The 15,336-nt window shown below is 67.7% G+C and carries 13 protein-coding genes; 4 read left to right on the top strand and 9 right to left on the bottom strand.

Translation table 11 applies throughout. From position 1 onward, the window contains the following. Positions 1 to 204: 204 nt before the first annotated feature. Both NM2_RS24915 and NM2_RS24910 read right to left on the bottom strand, forming a co-directional pair. Entirely contained in the window at positions 205 to 1,053 is an 849-nt protein-coding gene (locus tag NM2_RS24915) for a hypothetical protein (RefSeq protein WP_157121293.1), read from the bottom strand. Continuing rightward, entirely contained in the window at positions 1,053 to 1,778 is a 726-nt protein-coding gene (locus NM2_RS24910; protein ID WP_067673389.1) for a ParA family protein, read from the bottom strand. Before NM2_RS24910 ends, NM2_RS24915 begins: the two co-directional genes overlap by 1 nt. Before the next feature lie 343 nt (positions 1,779 to 2,121). Here NM2_RS24910 and NM2_RS24905 point away from each other — a divergent pair, with 343 nt between their 5' ends. Next, positions 2,122 to 3,018, top strand: a complete 897-nt coding sequence (locus NM2_RS24905; protein WP_067673387.1) for a DMT family transporter — start codon at positions 2,122 to 2,124, stop codon at positions 3,016 to 3,018. Between the two features lie 407 nt (positions 3,019 to 3,425). Here the strand turns inward: NM2_RS24905 and NM2_RS24895 are convergent, their stop codons facing one another. Both NM2_RS24895 and NM2_RS24890 read right to left on the bottom strand, forming a co-directional pair. Continuing rightward, positions 3,426 to 3,968, bottom strand: a complete 543-nt coding sequence (locus NM2_RS24895) for a DUF1097 domain-containing protein (RefSeq protein WP_067673377.1) — start codon at positions 3,966 to 3,968, stop codon at positions 3,426 to 3,428. Next, the gene (locus NM2_RS24890; RefSeq protein WP_245718205.1) at positions 3,961 to 5,283 is read right to left on the bottom strand and encodes an amidohydrolase family protein; all 1,323 of its coding nucleotides are present in this window, start codon (positions 5,281 to 5,283) and stop codon (positions 3,961 to 3,963) included. The genes NM2_RS24895 and NM2_RS24890 overlap by 8 nt, the downstream gene beginning before the upstream one ends. Positions 5,284 to 5,577: 294 nt before the next feature. Here NM2_RS24890 and NM2_RS24885 point away from each other — a divergent pair, with 294 nt between their 5' ends. Together NM2_RS24885 and NM2_RS24880 are read left to right on the top strand one after the other, a co-directional pair. Then, positions 5,578 to 6,660: an acetamidase/formamidase family protein gene (locus tag NM2_RS24885; protein ID WP_174575674.1), complete on the top strand. Its 1,083-nt coding sequence runs from the start codon at positions 5,578 to 5,580 to the stop codon at positions 6,658 to 6,660. Next, the gene (locus tag NM2_RS24880) at positions 6,657 to 7,775 is read left to right on the top strand and encodes an amidase family protein (protein WP_067673375.1); all 1,119 of its coding nucleotides are present in this window, start codon (positions 6,657 to 6,659) and stop codon (positions 7,773 to 7,775) included. The genes NM2_RS24885 and NM2_RS24880 overlap by 4 nt, the downstream gene beginning before the upstream one ends. A 283-nt stretch (positions 7,776 to 8,058) precedes the next feature. On the opposite strand, the gene NM2_RS24875 is transcribed toward NM2_RS24880, so the two are convergent. Both NM2_RS24875 and NM2_RS24870 read right to left on the bottom strand, forming a co-directional pair. Then, the gene (locus tag NM2_RS24875; protein ID WP_067673373.1) at positions 8,059 to 9,495 is read right to left on the bottom strand and encodes an amino acid permease; all 1,437 of its coding nucleotides are present in this window, start codon (positions 9,493 to 9,495) and stop codon (positions 8,059 to 8,061) included. A gap of 154 nt (positions 9,496 to 9,649) precedes the next feature. Further along, positions 9,650 to 10,099, bottom strand: a complete 450-nt coding sequence (locus NM2_RS24870; RefSeq protein ID WP_245718204.1) for an FHA domain-containing protein — start codon at positions 10,097 to 10,099, stop codon at positions 9,650 to 9,652. Between the two features lie 25 nt (positions 10,100 to 10,124). On the opposite strand from NM2_RS24870, the gene NM2_RS51840 reads away from it, so the two are divergent. Continuing rightward, a complete protein-coding gene (locus NM2_RS51840; RefSeq protein WP_245718203.1) occupies positions 10,125 to 10,319 on the top strand; it encodes a hypothetical protein in 195 nt (64 codons plus the stop codon). Between the two features lie 40 nt (positions 10,320 to 10,359). On the opposite strand, the gene NM2_RS24865 is transcribed toward NM2_RS51840, so the two are convergent. Genes NM2_RS24865 through NM2_RS24855 form a run of 3 tightly spaced genes read right to left on the bottom strand, consistent with a single transcriptional unit; the run spans position 10,360 to position 14,983 of the window. Further along, entirely contained in the window at positions 10,360 to 11,646 is a 1,287-nt protein-coding gene (locus NM2_RS24865) for a vWA domain-containing protein (RefSeq protein WP_067673371.1), read from the bottom strand. Further along, positions 11,643 to 12,680, bottom strand: coding sequence for a PP2C family protein-serine/threonine phosphatase (locus NM2_RS24860; RefSeq protein ID WP_067673370.1), 1,038 nt, complete (start codon positions 12,678 to 12,680; stop codon positions 11,643 to 11,645). Before NM2_RS24860 ends, NM2_RS24865 begins: the two co-directional genes overlap by 4 nt. After that, positions 12,677 to 14,983: a serine/threonine-protein kinase gene (locus NM2_RS24855; protein ID WP_245718202.1), complete on the bottom strand. Its 2,307-nt coding sequence runs from the start codon at positions 14,981 to 14,983 to the stop codon at positions 12,677 to 12,679. The genes NM2_RS24860 and NM2_RS24855 overlap by 4 nt, the downstream gene beginning before the upstream one ends. Between the last annotated feature and the right edge of the window lie 353 nt (positions 14,984 to 15,336).

The raw sequence follows: 15,336 nt of genomic DNA, 5'->3' as shown, positions 1-15,336 counted from the left end.
CTCCTCGAAATAGATTCGAAAAACATCACGGGATACGTACGGTCGAGCGGATCCGAGGCGCAATCATTCGCCGGCAAATGCGGAATTTCAATGCCAACCACACCGAATTGCCATAACGAGACGATAAATAATCGAAAAACTTCGGATATCAAGAGAATGCCCCGCAGTGCATTGTTCGGCACTGCGGGGCATTGCGGGAGCGGCTCAAGCGCTGATCTGCTGCTCGATCTGTTCGGCCAGTCCGCGCAATTTCGCGGCGAATTCGCGGGCCGCGGCCGGATCGCCGCCGGACCCCTTGACGACGCGGCGGGTCAGTGCGGCCAGCCTGGTTTCGACCGTACTGAACAGATTCACGGGCTGCTCGTCCGGATTCTCGGACACCTCACCACGCAGCCACGCCTGCAGGTGCTGCACCACCCGGTCGTGATCGAATTCACCGGGCAGCACCGCCACCGCCTCGCGCAATTTACCGGCGGTGATCTTCACATCACCCGCCGCGAGAGTGGCATAGACGGTAACCGCGGCATCCTCCCCGTGTTCGGCGGCCACCGGCAGCAATTCCCGGATCTGGCCCTCGTTTATGCCCGATGCCACCGGATATAATTTCGCGGCCAGCGGCCAGGCCCGAATCAGCTTGTGCGCATAGGAGCGCTGCATATCCCAGCGCTGTTCGACGTAGTCGTCGAAACTCGTGTAGGAATTTCGGTACAAACGACCGTCGCGCACGATCTGCAGGGCCCGCCCGGCAGCCCAGAACGCCAGGCGCAACGTGCCGATGGAGGATTCACACGCCGCGAGCTGCGTCTGTTCACCGTCACTGAGCGGCCCCTCACCGGCTTCGGGCAGCGGAACGGTGAGGACGTCCACTGCCGGAGCCGGTCGCGGTTCACCGGATTGCACCGCCGCCAGCGCACGCCCGCCCTGCTCCGGACGGTCCCACTCGGCATCGCGCAGCGGCGACACCGCCGGGGTGTGTTCGGCCGAATCGGCCAGCGGATTGACCGCGGACGCGTGCGCACCGCCGATCATGGATTTTCTGCGTTGCGGAGGCATCAGGCCGACACCTCCAACGTGGCCCGGTAGGGCTCGACGAGTTCATCGCCCACCTGCCGATATTCTCCGAGATCCTGCAGCGGGTTCTCCGCGCCTTCGCCGACTTCCCCATCGGCGGCTTCGCGGTACCATTTCCAGGCGCTGACGCACGAAGCGAACACCTCGTAATCGGCGTCCTCCAGATACGCCCGCTGCGTGCGGTATTCGGTGGATATGTTGACACCGTTCTTCATCGTCACCGGAACTTTTGTCATCAGGACCCGGACCCGGATTTCGCGGTCCGCGCCCGCGGCCGCCTCCTCGGCGGCCCGATAGGTGCTCGGCACTCGTTTCACCTCCGAGGGACTCACGCTCGTCAGCAGGACGAGCTCATCGGTCGAGGGAATAGCCGCCTTGAAGATATCCGCCGATTCACCTCCGGCGTCCACGATCACGACGTCGTAATCGGCGGCATTGTCGGCGATGCAATCGCCGACGTGTCTGGATGGAAATGCGATCAGCGTGAACGGGATGTCCACCTCCGCCCGAACCAGCCTGCGATGCCAGGAATATCCGGTCTGGCTGAGCGGATCGGCATCGATCACGAGTACGCGCAACTCGTGCATCTGGGCGAAATAGGAAGCGAGAAAGAACGCGGAGGTGGTCTTCCCCACCCCGCCTTTGAGATTCCCGAGTGTGATCACCAGGGGACGGGGCAGATCCAGTGATGCAACAGAATTCGTCATGGACGGTCCTCCCGTAGTAAGGAGTAAAACTGTGCGATGGCCAGTCTTACACGGGTGTAAGCCCGGAACCGTTCGATGGGCGCGGCGTGTCCAATTGGACACAGCCGAATTTCCGGACGAACTGCCGGGCGCCGAACGAGGCGAGCCCGCTACGATGTCCCGCATGCACCGAATCTTCACTGTCACTCCGCCGCCCGCCTCCTGAGCGAGGTGGTTTCACGGGCAGGGTGGCGTCAGCCGCTCGGCCAGCGTTCGGGTACCCGTCTCCCGGTGCGAACATCGTGGGTAACTGCCTCGCGTCGTCGTCCTTTCCTTCCTCTTCGACGCAGGAGTACCAACACCCATGTCCGTCGACGTCGTCGCGCCCGCGCGCGACCGATCCGCACTGACTCTCATCACGGCCGGAATCCTCTGGGGCACAGGAGGTTTGTCCGGTTCGATCCTGGCCCGCGAGGCACATCTGTCACCGCTGGCCGTCGCTGCGTACCGGCTGCTCATCGGCGGCGGTCTCGCGATCGCGCTGCTGGCCGTCTCCGGCGGGTTGCGCGGCCTGCCGCGCACCCGGGCCGCGATCGGCCGGATACTGCTCACCGGCGGCCTGCTGGGATTTTTCCAGGGCAGCTATTTCCTTGCAGTGCAATATATTTCGGTGAGCATTGCGACGATGGCGACGATCGGGACGCTGCCCGTCTTCGTCGCGCTCGGCGCCATGCTGCGCACCCGGCGCCGACCCGATACCGCGACGCTCACCGCGATCGCCGCGGCGGTCACCGGACTGATTCTGCTCACCTGGTCGCCGGACGGCGTGCGGACCGGATGGCGGCTCGTCGCGGGCATCTGCTTCGCCCTGCTGGCCGCCGCGGGATTCGCAACCCTCACCCTGCTCACCACCCGGCAGATCGAGGGCCTCGACCCCCTGCGCACCACCGCCTTCGGGATGCTCACCGGCGGTCTGCTGCTCACACCGATCGCCCTGACCGGCGGCATGACCCTGCCCCTGCGGCCGGCGACCCTGGCCACGGCCGCCTATCTGGGCAGCGTGCCCACCGCCGTCGCCTACACCGCGTACTTCCGCGGACTGCGCACAGCCGCACCGATTTTCGCGGCGATCGCAGCGCTCCTGGAACCACTCACCGCCGCCCTGCTGTCGGTATTCGTCCTAGGCGAACATCTTTCGGTTTCCGGGTGGTGCGGTGCGGCGCTACTGATCGTCGCGCTGGGGGTGAGCAACCGGCGATAGCAGCTCTGTACCCCCCCGGGCGGCCGGAGCGGTGGCGGGTAGTTCGTCCGGTCCGGTGGAGTCGAGAACGAATCCGGTCGCCGCGTCCACCGGAACCGGCAGCTCATGGTTCGCGATGCCTGCGACGATGGCGACCGACCGCGACCGACCGTCGAGCGGAGTTCGGCCGCAGTCCCCTCACGACGGCGGCCGAACTCCGCTGATCGACGATCGGCACCATCCGATCGGTGACACGGTCACGAGCAACTCGAGCCGGTTCACGATGTGTCACTCGGGTCGGGGCGATCACCGTGCCGACCACATACCGCCGCGGTCGACAGCAGGCTATATCGCATCGCCGACAGCCTCGGAAAGTGTTTGTATCTTGTTGTTGCACAACAATTTACAGTGATCGGAATTCTCATTACTCAGGCTGCCTCGGGTACCGCGGCAGGTGCCGGTGCGGCCGCCGGACGCGGGAAGGCAAGTCTGCGTGAGAGATACGCGAAGACCGGGCCGAGGGCGTTCATCACGACCACCGATACCCATGCGGCGAACACGTTGCCCGCGTGGAAGCCGAATCCGCCGAAATAGGTGGCGAAGTACGAGGCGAAGCCGAAGAACATGCCCGGGATCAGCGAGAAGTAGCCGATCCGGCCGGTGTACATCAGGGCGGTGTTGACCACCAGGATGATCAGGGCCAGCACGGCGTCCTGCGCCAGCCGGGACTGTCCGAAGGCGGTACCGATGTGCTGGTCGATCAGCACGATCACCATGGCGAAGGTCGACCCGGCGGGCATCGCGGCCCAGAGTTTGCGGGCGACCGCCAGGGACGGGCCACCGGCCAGGAAGGTACCGGCCCAGCCGATGAAGATGGCCCAGGGCGGCAGATTCAACGCGGTGCCGCCGATGAAGGCGGTCAGCCCGGCGAGAACGGAGGCGACTACTTCGTGGGGAACGAGTTCACGCATGGGACAGGACTCCGATTTCGGCAGGAGGCTGGGAAGTGTCGATGTGCAGCAGTTCTCGTGTTCGAGTGGTGCGGGCCACCACTCGGCCGCGCTTGAGGACGTAGCAGCGGTCCGGCCGGTCCAGCAGCACGTCGGCGACCCGGTGGGTGGACAGCACCACCAGATCGGCCGCGGCTCCCGGACGAAGCCCGTAGCGGTCGGCGATCCCGACGATCCGCGCCGGAGCGTCGGTGAGCATGGTCAGCACCCGCGCGAGATCCCGCTCACCCGAGAGATGACCGGTCTGCGCGAGGAACAGGCCGATATCGAGCAGATCGGCATTCCCGTAGGGGGTGAACGCATTTCGCACATTGTTGGAGGACACCGCGGCCTGCACCCCGGCCTCCCACAGCTCACGGACCGGCGCGACGCCGCGTCGCACGGCCACCGGATCGGCGCGGCCGCCCAGGTGCATATCCGTCGCGGGCAGCGGCACCACGGCCACGCCAGCGGCGGCCAGCCGTCGCATCGTGGCCCGGCGTTCGGCGACGGGCCGTCCCGCCAGGGAGGTCACATGCCCGAGGGTGACCCGCCCGCTCATCCCGGTTGCGGCGGTGACCTCGGCGATCCGGTCGGCCAGGGCGAAGCGCGGATCGGTCGCGTCGTCCGCGAAATCGGCGTGGATGTCGACCGGGACGCCGAATTCGGTGGCCAGCTCGAAGACCAGATCGATGTGCCGGTGACAGCCGGCCAGATCGGCCTCGTTGTAGGAACAGCCGCCGATGACGTCCGCGCCCAGACGCAATGCCTCGCGCAGCAGCTCCAGGGTGCCCGGGGCTTTCAGAATGCCCTCCTGCGGGAACGCGACGATCTGCAGGTCGAGCCGGTCGCGGTATTCCTCGCGCAGCTCGAGCAGGACCTGCACGCCGAGCAGTCCGACGATCGGATCGACGTCCGGGTGGGCTCGAATCATGGTGGTGCCGTTGAGGATTGCCAGATCCAGCACCTGCCGGGCGCGGGCCCGGACCGATTCGGCGGTGAAACCGCGCTTGAGTTCGCCGGTTACCGCGATCGCACCGCCCAGGGTGCCGTCGGGGTTCGGGCGTTCGCGATCGAGCATCGCCTTGTCCACGTGCACATGGGCCTCGACGAGGCCCGGGATGACCACGCGGCCATCGCATTCGATTTCGTCGATACCCGAAACCGGTAGTGCCGCAGCGATTTCGGTGATGCATCCGGCCGCGACGGCGATATCGACCGGATCGGCGTCATCGGAGATCCGGGCGTTGCGGAGAACCAGATCCGCCATGAGTACCTCCAGGAAGAGCAGGGGCACGATCTGTATAGGAATGCCGTGTTGCGCCTGCTCGCAGGAAATCTTTCCGGGGCGTTACCAAATCCTCGCAGGACACGCTGAGCATTTGCCCAAACCTGCCAAACACAGTCCCCAACTGGCGAGTTATCAAGGCAGCGAGACTTTTTCGACAAATAGCAACACATCAGCTAACGTCCGATTTCCGCTATTCAGGCGTCCCGTGGCATTTCCCACAGGTTCGCGCGATGCCCTGGCGGCGCGCCTCGCACGATGGTTGTATACGGAACCATTCCCGTCGCACTCGAAGGATGGTCGATGACCCTGCTGCAGCCCCATTCCGGCCCGCTCTCGGGCGAGGTGTACCTCCCGGCGGATCCGGCCCGGATCTCCTGGGGCCTGCTGCCCAACGCGGCGAGCGAGCCGGTGCTGACCGTCGGCTCGGGCGCCGCCGTATGCCTGGACACGATCAGTCACGAGGGCATCCTCGAAGATCAGGGCCGCGATCCGGCGGCGTTCTTCGCTCCCGCTGGGATCAGCGAAATCCTTTCCGACACAGCACTTGTCGCGGCATCGGGCAGTCACGATCCGAGCGTCCAGGGACCGCATGTGCTCACCGGGCCGATCGCGGTCACCGGAGCGCGTCCCGGTGACGTGCTCGAGGTCGAGGTGCTCGAACTGCGTCGCCGCACCGGCTACGGGGCGATCAGCAACCGGCACGGCAAGGGTGCGCTGCCGGGCGAGTATCCGGCCCCGCCGGCGGGCCATCCACCGGGTGACCCGGTGCCGCCGGTCTGCACGATCGCCACCGTCGACGCGGCCGGACGCGGTGTCATCCCGGTCGGCGACGGACGCTCGCTGCGCTTCCCGCTCAATCCGTTCCTGGGCATCATGGGCGTGGCCGCCGCGACCGAGGAGCCGGTGCATTCGGTGCCGCCGGGCCCGCACGGCGGGAATCTCGACATCCGCATGCTCGGGGTCGGCGCGCGCCTGTATCTGCCGGTCCAGGTGCCCGGCGCGATGTTCTACGCCGGCGATCCGCATTTCGCGATGGGCGACGGCGAGGTGGCGCTGACCGCGTTCGAGGCGCCGCTGCGGGCCACGCTCCGGTTGCGCCTGCACACCGATCCGGAGATGCGCCGCCTCGCCGAGGTCCTCGCGATGCCCTTCGCCGAGACCCGGGAGGACCATCTGCTGATCGGCCTGGACCACGACCTGGATGCGGCGGTCGCGCAGGCGACGCGCAACGCGATCGCGTATCTCGGTGCGCGGCACCGGATTCCGGCTCCGATCGCGCTGGCCTACCTGTCCGCGACCGCGGATTTCCGCATCTCCCAGGTCGTCGACATCGTCAAGGGTGTGCACTGCTGTATCCGCAAGAGCGATCTGGAGGGGCTGTGAACGGCTTCGTATCCTGGCTGCCGGTGCTGGACGCGCCGGCCGGACTTCGGCTTGCGGTGAAGGACGTCATCGACGTCGCCGGTATGCCGACCGGCGCGGGAAATCCGCGGTGGCTGGCCACACATTCGATACCCCAGCAGGACGCGGCGGTCGTGCGCGCGCTGCGGGCGGAGTTCACCGTCGTCGGCAAGACCCACACCGACGAACTGGCCTTCAGCCTCAGCGGCACCAACGCCCACTACGGGACGCCGGTGAATCCCGTTGCGCCGGAACGGATTCCGGGCGGCTCGTCCAGCGGGACCGCCGCGGTGATCGCCGCCGGTCTCGCCGATCTCGGCTTGGGCACCGATACCGCCGGATCGATCCGCGTCCCGGCTTCCTATACCGGAATCTTCGGGTTGCGTCCCACGCATTCTCGCGCACCGCACGCAGGAATCGTCCCGCTGGCACCGTCTTTCGACGTCCCCGCGCTACTGGCCCGCGATCTGGCCACACTGCGCGCCGGGGCGCGGCTGATGCTCGACGGCACCGGAACCGATGCGCGCCCGCGCACGGTCTGGTGGCCCGCCGACATTCCGGTCGCCGAACCGGTGCGACAGGTGCTGCGCAGCACACTCACCCGCCTGGTCGGGGCGGGTTTCGAACTCACCACCGCACCGCTTTTCGAGGCCGGGGGCTGGGATCGGGTGCGCGCCGCGTTCAGCACCGCCCAGGCCGCGCAGGTCTGGGAACAGCACGGCGAGTGGGTGCGCCGGGAACGGCCCATCTTCGGCCGCAACGTCTCCGCACGTCTGGAACTCGCGGCCGAGGTCACCCCGCGGATGGCCGCCGAGGCGCGGTCGGTGCTGCGCACGGCATCGGATCGCATCCTGCGCGCACTCGCGGACGACCGCGTACTCGCCCTGCCCGCCACCCCGTATCCCGCTCCGCTACTGGATGATTCGGGTGCCGGACGCGCCGCGGTGGTCCGGCTCACCTGTCTCGCACCGATACTGGGCGCACCCGCGCTGAGCCTGCCGGTCGCCCGCATCGACGGTCTGCCCCTGGGGCTCTCGCTCATCGCCTCACCCGGATGCGACGAATCCCTGTTGGCCACAGCCGAGCTACTGCGCTGAACCAGCGACCCCAGGCATCCGGCGAACCCGCACCTACAGTGGTGGTCCAGCGGGGCTCCCGCCCACATGGGACTGTGCTGTCTCGCACGATCCTGGGCACACCCGCATCGAGACCGCTGGCCCGCATCGTCGCTCTGCCCCTGCGACTTTCTGCTCGGCATCGGCGAATTATCGCTCGCCACAGCAGGACCCGCGCTGGATTCAACTGGCCGCACCCGGTTGAGCATCGGAATGCGAGCGGTCCGCCGGCCGAAAGAGATGTGCCGGCGGGCCGCTCGCGGAATCAGGCGTTGGCGGTCTCGCTCGCATCCGGTCGCGGCCCCGTCGCCAGGACCGAATGCCTTCGGCTGTAACCGAAGTAGATGACCATGCCGATCACGAACCAGATCGCGAAACGCAACCAGGTGACCGGCTGTAGGAAGGTGATCAACCAGATCGAGAAGCCGATCCCGACCAGCGGCACCACCGGCATCAGCGGGGTCCGGAACGAGCGCGGCAGCTCGGGTGAGCGGTAGCGTAAGACGATCACCGCCGCGCACACCACGACGAAGGCCAGCAGAATGCCGATATTGGTCAGCTCGGCCGCCGAGCCGATCGGCATGAATCCGGCGATCGCCGCGGACACCGCGCCCGCGATCCAGGTGATCCGGGTCGGCACGTGCCGGGTCGGATGGGTTTTGGCGAACCACCTGGGCAGCAACCCGTCCCGGCTCATCGAGAACCAGATCCTGGTGACGCCCAGCATGAAGGTGAACAGCACCGTCGTGATGCCGATGATCGCGCCCGCCGCGATCAGACTACCCAGCCCCGGCAGCCCCACGGACTTGAACGCCGTGGACAACCCGCTCTTGGGATTGATCTCGGTGTAGTGCTGCATACCGGTCAGCACCAGGCAGACCAGCACGTACAGCACCATCGCGATGGCCAGCGAGTACAGGATCGCCTTGGGCAGATGACGTTTCGCGTCGACGGACTCCTCCGCCGCGGTGGACATCGCGTCGTAGCCGAACACCGCGAAGAACACCGTCGAGGCCCCGGTCACCGCGCCGCCGAAACCGAACGGGAAGTACGGGTGATAGTTGCCCGACTTGATGTAGAAGAAGCCGACCACGATGACGATCAGCACGACCACGATCTTGATGGCGACCACGGCGGTCTCGAATCGCGCCGCCGCCTTCATCCCCAGATTCAGCAGCAGCGCGATGAGCAGGCACAGCAGCGCGGCGAACAAATCCACCCTGTGGCCCGCACCGGTTCCCGGTGCGCCGAGCATCCACACCGGCAGATGCAGATTCAGCTGCTCGAGCAGATATTCGATATAGCCGGAGATGCCGATCGCGACTACCGCGACGATCGCGGTGTACTCCAGCAGCAGATCCCAGCCGATGAACCACCCGACGGGTTCGCCCAGCACCGCGTACCCGTACGTGTACGCCGAACCGGCCTTCGGGATCAGACCCGCGAACTCGGCGTAGGACAGTGCCGCGGCGGCACTGGCGACACCGGCGATGAGGAACGAAACCAGCACCGCCGGTCCGGCGTTCTTGTTCGCGACCTCGCCCGCGAGACTGAAGATCCCCGCGCCGATGATGCCGCCGATGCCGATCGTGGTCAGCTGCCACAGACCCAGCACCCGTTTCAGGCCGCCGGAATCGTGCTCCTCGATCTGGTCGATGGGCTTGCGCCGGAAGAACTCCCGGAGAAGTGGACTAGCTGGCATGTGCTGCTCCTTGTACTACCTGATCGGGGCAGTGTAAATGTGAGCGGTAACACCCAGATTGTCCGCTTTCATGAATGAATTCGGGCGATTTCGTCGGATCGGACAAGCAGATCCTCGGCCGCATCTGCATGCCGCCGACCGTGCGGGGAGTGATTCAGGCCGATTCGAAGGTCACGGTGATGGTGGTCCATCCACCGACGTGGATCCGGTCGCCACTGTGCAGCGGGACAGGCGTGCCGGGCGGGATCAGATCGTCGACCCCGTTGAGACTGGTGCCGTTCGTGGAGCCCAGGTCGGTGACGGTCAGGACGTCCCGGTCGATGTGGATGCGCGCGTGCGACCGGGACACACCGATGTCCGCCGGAGCGATGCCCAGATCGATATCGGGCAGCACACCCTGCGACACACTTCGTTTGCCGATCAGAAAATCGTTGCCCCGCAATGTGATCCGGCGCTCCGGATAATAGCCGGGAAATTCCACCCGTTCGGCGTCCGGCCCCTTGCGAGCCAGCATCCGCTCGTAGAGATCGCGGTCCGCCACGACCGTCGCCACCCATACCGATCGTCCCGCAGTGCCGCTCGACTCGGCGTTACCGAATTCCACTGTCGGATCCGATGATTCCGACAAAATGGCCGCGAGATCGGCCCGTCCGGCGATCGGCTCGGCCGTGCCGCCGGGCGCGGGCAATGCCGAATCATGGCCGCACACTTCGCAGAACCGCCCCGATGTCGGCGCACCACACGCCGGGCACGGCAGCGCGGGCGCCGCGGGCGGAACAGGGGCGGCACCGCTGCTCATAGCCGCGCCGCAGACGTCGCAGTAATCGGTGGAGCCGGATACGTGACCGTCGGGACAGGTGCGCACTAGGACTCCTTCCGCACCCGCGCGGTCTTCGTCGAACGCGCGTCCAGGGCCATCTCGTCGAAGGCGTCGACATCGCGCCGCAGCCGGACCGTGCCGGTGCGATCGTCCACCTCCACGACATTGCGCAGCAGCTTGGCGGTGCCCTCGTTTCCGGACTCGGCGGCCAGTTCCACCGCGCGCTGCAATTTGGCCGTCGCGGTGGTCTCGTCGCCCTGCTTGCGGGCGGTCAGCCCCTCCTGCACCGCCTCGGCGAGTTCGGCCTGACCGGTGTAATGCGCGACGCGGCGGCTGATCCGGGCCGACAATCCGCTGTCGGTGGTCCACACCGCCTTCACCAGGCCCTGGCCCACCACCTCGTCCGCGGCCACCACGCTGATCCGGGCGGCCAGCTTCTCCCGGCCCGGCGCGGCCGGGTCGAGGCGGACCTGCACGTGATAGTCGCGTTCCTCGGCGCCCCAGGAGCCCAGCGGATATTCACCCACCTGCGCGGCGGTCTCGTGACGTCGATCGGACAGATCCTGGATGGTCGGCGCGACCTGCTTGACGAATCGCACCTCAGCGCCCGCGGGCGTCCAGACCCGCAGGGTCAGTTCGGGAATCGTGCGGCCCATCGACGCCTGGGTCAGCGCCTGGAAGTCGGCGGTGAGCTCCGAGCCCTGTTTGACCACGTCGACCGAGCCGAGCAGCCCCGAGGCGACGGTACGCAGTTCCGCCACGACGTAATCGGTGCCGACACCGCGGCAGTCGCAGGTGAACAGGCCCTGTGACAGCCGGATCTCCTCGGCCAGGTGCAGGGGTTCCTCGTGTTCGTTCTTGCCGTCGGTGAGCAGGATGGCGTGCGCCATCGCTTCCGGGTGCTGCCCGGCGACCTGTCGCGCCACCCCCAGCCACATTCCCATCGCGGTGCCGCCGTAAGGGCGCAGCTTGTCCAGGGCATGCCTTGCGGCGGTGCGTGATTCGCGATCGGCGCGCCGCAGCGGCCCGTGGCTGGGGAAGACCACCTCACCCACGTGGGTGCCCTTCACGATCGCGAACAGGGTGCCGTCGGGCATCTCGTCCAGTGCGGCGAGGGTGGCCGCGCGGGCCCCGGCGAACCGGTCACCGGCCGCCATCGATCCCGAACAGTCGATGATGATGATCTCCACGCGCTCCCGCGCCGGCGCGGCCACCGCGAACTGCGCACCCGTCTCCACCGTGACCACCGCGTCCACGGTGTCCGCGCCCTCGGCCAGATATTGATTCTGGTCGACGTCGACCGAAATACCCTCCAGCGCTGGTGAACTCATTGCCCGCCTCCTCGTCCCCAGGACATGCCCACCGGCGCCAGAGCGACGGTGATGTTGTCGCCGCCCCCGGCGGCCAGGGCAAATTCGACCAGCTCGCGGGCTGCCTCGGCCGGAGTCGCGGCGACGGTGGCGATCGAGGCGATGCCCACCGGATCTGGCAGATAGTTCCACAGCCCGTCGCTGCACAGCAGCAGCACACCGGGACCGCGCACCCGCACCGATCGCACCCGCGTATCGGCGGCCTTGTGCTCGGAATCCGCGCCCAGCCAGCGCACCAGCGCGTGTGCGCGCGGATCCTGCATGGCCGCCTGCTCGTCCATCACCTTCGCATCGACCAACGCCTGCGCCCAGGAGTCGTCGATGGTCAGCCGCTGGGACGGCGGCGTACCCTTCGCCTCCTCCGGGCACAGCCAATAGGCCCGGCTGTCACCGACATTCGCGACGGTGATCTCGAATTCGCCGTCCGCGCAGGCACGCAGGACCGCGGCCACATAGGTGCAGGACGGGGAGTGCCCGACACCGGTGGACACATCCCGCACGGCCTGGAACGCGGCCTCGAGGCCGGCCCGGACCGCGTCGGTGGTGGTGCGATCGGCGGCCAGGGCCGACAGGCAGGCATCCACTCCGCCGCGCGCCCCGGCCCGCGCCGCCAGCTGCGGATCCTCGGAGGTGGACACACCGTCGCAGACGGCGATGACGATCGTGGACCCGGACGTCTCGTCCAGCAGCGCCGCGGCCGCCGCGTCCTCGTTGCGGGCGTGCGCCAGTCCGCGATCGGTGATCAGTTGCACCGCACCGAGATCGGCCGCACTGCGGTCGGGCGGACGGCGCAACCCGCCGCAGGCCGCGCAGTAGCCGTCGGCGTCGAAATCCGCCGCGCCGCAGTCGTCGCAGACCGCCGCCGGATCGATAGTGGTATCGGGCAGCACCGCGCGGGTGATGGCCAGCTCACGCCCGCACTGCTCGCAGAAGCGGTCCGCGGCGCCGACGGCGGCCCGGCATCCGGGACAGTGCAGACCCACCGCGGCGCTCACAGCACCGTCCTCGGGCGGATCCGGTTGGCGTGATCGACCAATTCGATACGGCCCCAGAGGTCTCCGGCGTCGCGGGCCAGGTCGCGATAGCAATTCTCCAGACCCGAACGCACTCCGGCGAGATCCAGGTCGCGGCCCAGGAGCGGTTCGGCCGAGGCGGCGGTGCGGCCGATGGCCAGCCAGTCCAGGGCGGCATCGAGCACACCCCGGCGGACCTGTGCCGCACGATATTTCGATTCGATGACGAGCCTTTCGATCCGGCTGCCGCCCTCGCGCAGCAGCTCCTCGCTGATATCGGCCGGATTGCGGCCCGCCAACAGGATCTCCACCGCGGTGATCGCGGCATCGGTGTGCCGGGCCGAGCCCGGATCGACCTGATCCAGGACCGCGACCGCACCAGCGCGGTCTCCGGCGGTGCGACGCAGCCTGGCCAGGCCGAAGGCCGCGCTCACGAAGCTCCGATCGGTACGCCAGACCATGTCGTAATATCTTGCGGCCCTCGCTGATTCGACCTCCGGATCGGCGCCCGGGAGGCCGCCGGACAGTTCCGCGGCCACCGCGAGTGCCAGCTGCGGTGCGGCCTCGCCCGGCAGCGCGGCATACACGACCTCGAATTCCACTGCGGCCGAGTCGAATTCACCGACGAGCAGCCGGGCCAGGCCGCGATACCAGGTCAGCCGCCAGTCCTCGCCGAGGGTTGCGGCCAATTCCTCGATGCGGCGCTGGGCATCGGCGGCATCGCCGGTCTCCAGGGCCGCGCGGATCAGCCGCAGCGGGATCTCCACCGATTCGGCCGCGCCGGTGACCACCGCGCGCAGTCCCGCCGCGAACGCCGGTTCGAGTTCGGCCGGACTGGTTCCGCTGGTCGTGGCCAGCAGTGCCGCGCCGGTGTCGGCGGGATCGACCAGCGGCACCGGCAGGGCGGCGACGATATCGCGCGGGTCGAGCCGGACCGAGGCGTCGGCCGCCGATGGTTTCGCCGGCGCCGGATTTCCCGCGCCGAACACCCCGCGCGGCGGACCGAAATTCACCGACAGACCCGGATGCGGTACGTCGTCCTGGACCGAGAGCACCGTGCGCAGCACGCCGGTCAGCTGATCGGCCATCTCCTCCATCGAGGCGAAGCGTGCGCCCGGATCGGCATCGGTGGCGCGCAGCAGGAATCGATACAGCGAATCATGCTGTGCCAGAACAGGTTCGGATGCCGAATCCGGCAGTTCGGCGAAATGTCCGTCGCGCTCGGGCACCGCCAGCATCAGTACCGCCAGCGTGCGGCCCACGGTGTACACCTCGCTCGCCACGGTGGGCCCGGTCTCGGCGATCTCAGGGGCCTGATATCCGGCGGTCCCGTAGATGGGGCTGTCCTGGTCGTCCATCGCGATGACCGCGCCGAGATCGATCAGTTCGAGTTGCTCGTCGGACTGCATCACGTTGTCCGGCTTGAAATCACAGTAGGCCAGGCCCAGCGAATGCAGATAGCCCAGCGCGGGCAGCATCTCCAGGACGTAGGCGATGGCCTGCGCGGGCGGCAGATACGCGCCGGCGCTCTCGCGATGGCGGCGCAGCACCTGCTTGAGCGAGGTGCCGCCGACATACTCCATCACGATGTAGCCGACCGGAATCCCGTCCGCACCGGCATGTTCGACGAAGTTGAAGATCTTGACGATATTGGGGTGTTCGACCTGGGCCAGGAACCGGCGCTCGGCCACCGCCGCGGCCATCGCGTCGGGATCCGCGGTGTTCAGCAGGCCCTTGAGCACCACCCAGCGATCGTTGACGTTGCGGTCCACGGCCAGATACAGCCAGCCCAGCCCGCCGTGCGCGATCGGCCCGAGGACCTCGTACTGCCCGCCGACCAGCTCACCGCGCACCAGCTTCGGCGTGAAGGAGAACCGGCTGCCGCAGCGCGGACAGAACCCCTCGGTCCGCCCCGGGGTATCGCCGCGCGAACGCCCGACCGGCCGTTCACAATTGGCACAGAATCGCTTGGTCTCCGGAACGCTCGGATCGGTCAGCACGGCACTCGCCGGGTCCACCCGCGCCACCCTGGGGACCTCGACCATACCCGCCCCGAGAGTTCCGCGCCGGGCTCTCGAGGAAGTGGATCGCGTACGCACCGAACGGGTTCCGGCCCGAGCGGTCCCGACCAGCCCGAGCGGCTGCGTCCCGGGAAGCGAACCCTCTCCCGCCGCAGTACCGGACCCACTCGGTTTCACCGGCGCCGGGGCGGTCCCGCAAGTATCACAATATCCACCGGAAATCGTTCCGACGCAACCAGGTTCACCACATCGCGTGCCCTCCATCGACGCGGTCGCAGTACTTCCGGCCGATGCCGGGGCAGTCCCGCAGGTAGCACAGAACCCACCGGCTATTGTTCCGCCGCAACCGAACTCACGACACCGCGTGTCTTCCGCCGACGCAGACCCAGGGTCTCCCGCCGATACCGGGGCAGTGCCACAGATATCGCAGAACCCGCCGGAAATCGTTCCACCGCAACCCGGTTCACCACATCGTCCGCCGACCTGCGGCGCGGCTTCGGGCGATGTCGGCGACGCGGCACCGGAAGGTACGGAAGCCTCCGGCGCCGTACCGCAGGTATCGCAGTAGCCTTCGACGATCGTCCCGGTGCATCCGGGTTCGGCGCACTGTCCGCCCG

It is taken from the genome of Nocardia miyunensis NBRC 108239, assembly GCF_001613065.1.
Taxonomy (GTDB): Bacteria; Actinomycetota; Actinomycetes; order Mycobacteriales; family Mycobacteriaceae; genus Nocardia; species Nocardia miyunensis.
This window is presented reverse-complemented; position numbering and strand designations above follow the sequence as displayed.